Source organism: Cupriavidus sp. WS (genome assembly GCF_000395345.1).
GTDB classification, from domain to species: Bacteria; Pseudomonadota; Gammaproteobacteria; order Burkholderiales; family Burkholderiaceae; genus Cupriavidus; species Cupriavidus basilensis_B.
The window spans coordinates 1-5,107 of the sequence record NZ_AQPL01000570.1 but is presented as its reverse complement, the minus strand read 5'-3'; the positions used below and the strand labels follow the sequence as shown (position 1 = coordinate 5,107).

General features: G+C 57.3%; 5 protein-coding genes. 1 reads left to right on the top strand and 4 read right to left on the bottom strand.

Annotated features, from left to right (window positions below):
- Positions 1 to 333, top strand: a 333-nt coding sequence (locus K206_RS44055) for a hypothetical protein (protein WP_196812969.1), incomplete at its 5' end; no start/stop codon positions are given.
- 17 nt (positions 334 to 350) lie between these two features.
- Here the strand turns inward: K206_RS44055 and K206_RS43410 are convergent.
- The 4 genes from K206_RS43410 to K206_RS42235 all read right to left on the bottom strand — a co-directional run bounded on the left by K206_RS43410 (position 351) and on the right by K206_RS42235 (position 5,027).
- On the bottom strand, positions 351 to 2,294 hold the full coding sequence (locus K206_RS43410; protein ID WP_155888400.1) for a helix-hairpin-helix domain-containing protein: 1,944 nt from the start codon (positions 2,292 to 2,294) through the stop codon (positions 351 to 353).
- The gene (locus tag K206_RS44795; protein ID WP_081651615.1) at positions 2,295 to 3,068 is read right to left on the bottom strand and encodes a PP2C family serine/threonine-protein phosphatase; all 774 of its coding nucleotides are present in this window, start codon (positions 3,066 to 3,068) and stop codon (positions 2,295 to 2,297) included. It abuts the gene before it with no gap.
- Entirely contained in the window at positions 3,053 to 3,727 is a 675-nt protein-coding gene (locus tag K206_RS0134705) for a VWA domain-containing protein (RefSeq protein ID WP_029044423.1), read from the bottom strand. Before K206_RS0134705 ends, K206_RS44795 begins: the two co-directional genes overlap by 16 nt.
- Positions 3,728 to 4,667: 940 nt before the next feature.
- A complete protein-coding gene (locus K206_RS42235) occupies positions 4,668 to 5,027 on the bottom strand; it encodes a helix-turn-helix domain-containing protein (protein ID WP_196812967.1) in 360 nt (119 codons plus the stop codon).
- Positions 5,028 to 5,107 lie beyond the last annotated feature (80 nt).

Below are 5,107 nucleotides of genomic sequence, written 5' to 3'. Positions count from 1 at the left end.
ACAAAAAATCTGACAGGTTCAGCAAGCGAAACACCAGCAGTGACAGAAGCCAGCCCGCCAGTTGTTGATTCGAGCAGAAAGCTGGTGTCCAAGCCATCCGTACCTTCAGTCAGCATGGCATCCCCTACAGTCGTTCGGTGCGATGGATTCTGGCTCGGCACAGCTGGGGTTGATGGCAGCTATCTATATCTGTCCGATTACACCAAACTCACACCAGTCAATGCCGCCGACAAAGCTACGCTGGCACAATGGGAGCGCGGTCAGCGGCTCGAACGTTGCGGACGACGGATTACCAACAAGGATAAAGGGCAGTACATTACAGTGTCCGAGTAGCTCGAACGGAGGGGCGCCTATTCGGCAGCTTTGAAATCTATCTCAGCCTGAGCGACCCGCAAGCTTGCGTTGAGTACCATTTCCCGAATGACGCTTCGCTGTTGCTCAATCTTTTGTCGTGCCTTCTTGAGCCGTTCAGGTCCTGAAGAAAGCTGAGCCTCTAGCTGGCGCTTATGCTGTGCGTAACGCTGCTGCAACGCAGCCACATCGGCAGGGTCGATGCCTTTGCTAGCATCAAAAACAAAGCGCGATTCCATCTTTTTGCGCCAGTCCACTAGCTCACGCGTCAGCCTCTCTCCGAATCCCTTGATGGCCCGAATTCGGTTCCACGAGACATCCGCAGCCGACTCAATTCCGAAGGAGGCGAGGGTAGATTTGCGCGTTGGCCCAATGCCGGGGATGTCAAAGTTTGAGATGAAGTATCGTTCGAGGTGTTTGCGCAGCTGCAGTTCGCGGGCATTGGCATGCAGCCTTTGCTTATCGTTTGCGAACCTGTTCGCCAACTCCTCGAACTCAGTACGGGTCTGTTTCAGCTCAGCGAGCTCGTCCTGGAACGCCTTGTCTGTGGCTATGTTTGTCCACTGAGACCATGCAGCGGAGGCTACTCTCTTTGCATCGTCTAATGCGGATTTGCGCAGCTCTCGTTCGCGTAAATGCGAGGTGCCACTGAAGAAGAGGAAGCCGGCGAGAATTACTGCAAAGAACCAGAGGTGTGGGTAAATCGCAACGCACGCAACGAATACGGGCACTGCCGACCAACGACGAATCTTGCGCCACGATTTGGTGCGTCGTTGGTCAGCCGGCAAAGGCTTTGGAGTTAGATTGCCAGGACTGGCAAACACCGGCGCCGCTGCCGTTCCTGGTGTAGGAACGGCCAATATTGCGGCCCACACTCGGTGTATGTCGAAACTGGGCGTGCTTGCTGCCGAACTCGAAGTGCCGGTGATGAAACCTATAAAGAATACAATCCCTGCGCGTTGCTCCAGCTCGCACCATGGGCAGCCGCTGAGTCCGCCATGGAATTTGTGAACGGCTTCGTTCCCACAGGTACGGAGCTGATGTTTTAGACCGTCTAGTGCTGCAATCCAGTTCTGAGCGGTAGGTCGTCCCGATGCATGGGCACCGCCTTCTGTGAAGGCCTGTTCGAACATTGCTGCTACTGTTGGCGGCAGAATCTCCGGTCCGACCGTGTTCGGGGGAGGTAACATCCCCCTCCTGCCAGCCGGCGCGGAAAAAGCGTATCGGAACTCCTTGATGGCCTTTTCTTGGGGCATGTCACCGCTTCCGGAATAGCGACCGGAGAACGGATGTCGGCCCATCATCAGAAGGTGGAAGACAAGCAGAGCCAATCCGAAGTTGTCGTGATTCGGCGTTCGCTGTACGTTCTTGAAGGAGGGTAGCCCTTGAAGCTCTGGCGGTGTGAAATTCGGAACGCCAACTTCACACAGGAACGGCGACCTCCCGTTTGGAATCTGGAATGAATCGCAGTCAATGAGGCGTGTCAGAGTATTCCGGGAAACAAATACTGAGTTGGGGTTGACGTCACCAATGACGCAACCTGCACCGTGCACCGTAGCAAAAGCTGAAGCCACGTTGCGAGCCGTGTTCACGAGAAACGCCCAGTCGGCACTGGGAAACTGTTGCTTTCGTTGACCTGGACCATACAGGTGATGAAGGGGTTCAGCCTGCGCTGCCTTGGGCATCAAGAACCCTCGCACCGGCCCGTTGACCGCGGGGTGGAGGGTCTGCGTGGGCCATGCCGCAATGTCCCTCAGCCGCTCATCCGCGCGGCTGACCATGGCACGTAACTTCGCCTGCTTTTCGGGCGAGATGGCCTCGTGGTAGACCTTCGCTACCAAATGAGGACTGATTGACGGAACCTCGTGGACGGAGCCTTCGCCGCCGCGACCAAGTACCCTTCCGAGAGAAATTCGGCGACCCTGACCGTCATAGAGCTCCATTCATGCGGTCCTACGAGTTGCGAGAATGAGAGACTTATCGTCGTCAGTCCGTTCGTTTACCTGTTTGCTGTCGAGGAACTGAGAGAGTTGGACGCTCAGCGCCTCACATTCATCCTGCTTCTTGCTCCTAAGGACATTGAACATTGGGTCGAAAAACGGATGGTGCGGAAGCTTGGCGTCAAATGCCAGGGCTAGCCGCTGTAATCCGTCGCTGAAGACTCCAATCTCTTCGACGTTGACAGGTACTATCGCCATGCAAAGGTGACCCAAGGCATCATCGTCTGTTACGAAGTGAGTCATGTTGGCATAGGCGCCAGGCTCGGGCCAGAATACGACTCCTTGGACGGACGGATTTGAGACCACAATTGCCCCGTCGCCGATTTGGAAGAATGCAGCGCTTTGGGTCCCCACGACGGCACCAACGAGGGTGCAAGCGTAGTCCCGGGATGTATGTCCCTGAGAGCTGGCGGCATTTCGAATGGCTTCCTGGATGGCAACGACCCATTCTGCGATGTCGGCTCTAGCTATATTGCCTCCGCGACTTAGCGTGGTCTCGATGCCGGCAATTGCAGTGGAGCATGCCAGCTCGGCACCTTGAGCAGCGAACTGTGCACTGCCGGCGCCGTCCGAGACCAAGCACACAAGATGTGGGGCGCCATCTGCGCCGGTTACCACGTCAGCGAAGCAGGTATCTTGGCAGTGTCCGCCGTTAGCTACGTGCGCGGTACCGATGGTACTAGCGCTAATGACGTTCCACGTCACACCACTGCCCATCCCGAGGGAGCGGGAAGAGCGACCGCAGTGCCAGGTGTGGACTGCGAGACTGACTTCATCGAGTTAGACAGCCATTGGAACAACTCGCGGAACTTGAGGCCACTCAGCTTTACAGGGTCCCGAACGCTAAGCTGCCGCAATACCTCCATGTTTGCGCCGTCGATGGCCACTGCGAAGAATGCGAACGACTTCGAGTTTTCGCCTTCCCTGACGAGCGCAGCGGCGGATTGCCATTCATCGGTAGGAGCGCCGTCAGTGATGAGGAACACCCATGGGCGATAGAAGGAAATGCCGTTGGACCGATATTCTTCTTTGCGCTGGCGCAACAGCTCCAGGCCTTGCTTGATTGCCGTTCCCATTGGCGTGTCCCCCGTGGCCTCCAGATGGGGAGGAATGAAATTGGGCGCCGTCTGAAAAGTGTTCCTTACCTGGGCTGGTCCAAAGGTAACCACTGCAACTTCAACGCGCTTCATGGCCAGGGTGTCTGCCGCAAGTTCATCCTTGAACGCGATAACACCGTTGTTCAGCTCTCGGATGGCCGCGCCCGCCATGGATGCGGATGTGTCGAGGAGGAGAAGACAAGGACAGCGCGGCTCAGGATTGTCCGCAAAGCTATCTGTACCAAACGGCACCTGAACCGCAAATTCGTTATCCGGCATAGCCCACTCCAAAAAATATGACCAGCACAATCATATCTACAGAGAGCTGCCCCGAGAAGGCTAGCGCCCCCCTCCGCAAGGGGCAGCCGGCTCAGCTCTCAGATATTCAAGTCGGGCTTGGGTGTGGACTTCCTCTGCATGCGGCGAGCGGCGCAGCCCGGGTAAGCCGCTCGAAAATACCCGATGGGGGAATTTTGCGGCACGCCAATTGTTGTGGAGACACAACGGCGCGGGATTGCCGCCCTCGCACGCTCATTGCTCTGCTCATTGGTAGCGAACCGGAGGCGGGCTGGAAGAGTCAGCGACATAGCGGATGCCGCACTTCTCGCCCAACTCCGTAGTCCGTCGGAACCTCAGAGAGCGCTTTCTTGCGCTATCTCCGGCCGGTCAAAAAGTCCTGCCAGTCGGACGCGTATGCGCAGTCCATCGGCGTAGGGTCTTCTTCAATGACGGGGCACCCTGAATACTCAATGCGTTTGCGGAAGAGAGTCGCTGCGGGCTCAGGTATTTCGCCAAGCCGAACGTAGTCGGTGTTACCTGAACGGTGGATAGGAACACTGAGGGGCTTCGGGCGAGGAGGGAGCTCCTCGGTCCCCGTCAACCCCACTGCGAGAGCGCGCGCGACTAGGTCAAAGATGGATGATGCGTGGCGCGGGTAGGCATGCAGAGTTCGTTTCTCGCCGTGCTGGCGCTGGTCTTCGTGCAACTGCACCACGTAGTCGGGAGTGGCACTGCGCTCGAGCCTGCCTATGTAAGCGGTTGCTATCTCCCTGGCCGAGCCGCTCTGGCCGACAACTTCAACAGTGACTTTCAGCATGATTAGCTACACCGAACAGTAGTGACGGAAGATTCGAGTTGCTGTGGTATCCGGGCCACAGGCGTCTATCTCACAAGCGGCCATGGCACGAGGTCTGCTCGCTGCTATCCATTGCGATGGAAGTCAATCGTTCTCACCCACGTCCGGAATCGCTGCCGACGCTTCCTTGAATGTCGGCTTCTTCTTCCTGGGCTTGCTTGCCCGCTGTCGTGGCTTTGCCTGCCTTGTAAGCATCAACGGGTTGATGGTAGGAGCAGGCGCAATCATGTCGAGCCATCCTTCGCGGCCCAGGGCTCTAAGCACCGTGCAGAGGGTGCGCAATGACGAACCGTTGCCTGCCTCGAGATTCCGCAGAGCCCGCACGCTGATTCCAGCGCGCTTTGAGAGGGTAGCCTGGTCGATGTTGCGATGGATGCGGTAGGTCCTCAGATAGCCTCCTATCTCGGCCTCCATTTCGTCTAGTGTAAGGTGCCTGCGTGTCATCGCTTGTCCATGGCTCCTGCAACCCCTGGGCGAATCCGCTGCTCGACTCCATTCAGTGCTAGGGAACTCGGCGCGTAGGA